At 54.1% G+C, this 1161-nt stretch carries 1 tRNA gene and 2 rRNA genes; all 3 read right to left on the reverse strand.

From position 1 onward, the window contains the following. Position 1: 1 nt before the first annotated feature. A tRNA-Met gene (locus B4968_RS17905) sits at positions 2-78 on the reverse strand. Between the two features lie 178 nt (positions 79-256). Further along, a 5S ribosomal RNA gene (gene rrf / locus B4968_RS17910) occupies positions 257-371 on the reverse strand. A gap of 198 nt (positions 372-569) precedes the next feature. Beyond that, a 23S ribosomal RNA gene (locus tag B4968_RS17915) occupies positions 570-1161 on the reverse strand; the annotation flags it as partial.

Below are 1161 nucleotides of genomic sequence, written 5' to 3' on the forward strand. Positions count from 1 at the left end.
TTGGTTGCGGGGGTAGGGTTTGAACCTACGACCTGCAGGTTATGAGCCGGACGAGCTACCGGGCTGCTCCATCCCGCGACACTTATTCGGGCTACCGCGCGGAGCGCTACTTGAGCCCAGATTGTCCTATCGCCTATTCGGCTGCTTCAGGACGTTTGCAGGATTGCCGGTAGCAATGCTGCGTGTCCCCTTCAGGGTTTGATTGTCTGAAGGGTATTATGTGTTGTTATCGTTATGAGTTATTGGATTTTACTAAGATTGGCAGTGACCTACTCTCCCACGACTTAAGCCGCAGAACCATTGGCGCTAAGGCACTTAACTCGGAAGTTCGGGATGGGACCGGGTGCTTTGCTCTCGCTATCGCCACCAAACTGAGAAAAATTCAAATAACCTGCGGTTCTTGGATTTTTTTCAGTTGGCGGTCGGCAGGGTATTTGCATCGCAAATGCCCGAGAGACCGCGCCCCTGTTATGTCACGAAGACATTTCCAAGATCGCAGGGAAACAATCGAACAACGTTGTCACAAGTCATGTGGTGCTTTTTGGTCTTGAGGCTGTCTATTACTAGATCAGATCAAGCCTATCGGGCGATTAGTACCAGTCAACTGAACGTGTTTCCCACGCTTACATCTCTGGCCTATTGCCGAGGTGGTCTACCTCGGCCCTCAGGGATACCTTGTTTTGAGGGGGGCTTCCCGCTTAGATGCCTTCAGCGGTTATCCTGTCCGAACATAGCTACCCAGCACTGACGTTGGCACGACAACTGGTCTACCAGTGGTTCGTTCACCCCGGTCCTCTCGTAATAGGGGCAGCTCCTCTCAAGTATCCTACACCCACGGCAGATAGGGACCGAACTGTCTCACGACGTTCTAAACCCCGCTCACGTACCTCTTTAAACGGCGAACAGCCGTACCCGTGGGACCTGCTCCAGCCCCAGGATGAGATGAGCCGACATCGAGGTGCCAAACACCGCCGTCGATGGACTCTTGGGCAGTATCAGCCTGTTATCCCCGGCGTACCTTTTATCCGTTGAGCGATGGCCCTTCCACTCGGGACCACCGGATCACTATGGCCGACTTTCGTCTCTGCTCGACTTGTCAGTCTCGCAGTCAGGCTGGCTTTTGCCTTTGCCCCCAACGAGCGATTTCCGACCGCTCTGAGC

This window comes from Pseudophaeobacter leonis, from assembly GCF_002087335.1.
Classification (GTDB): Bacteria; Pseudomonadota; Alphaproteobacteria; order Rhodobacterales; family Rhodobacteraceae; genus Pseudophaeobacter; species Pseudophaeobacter leonis.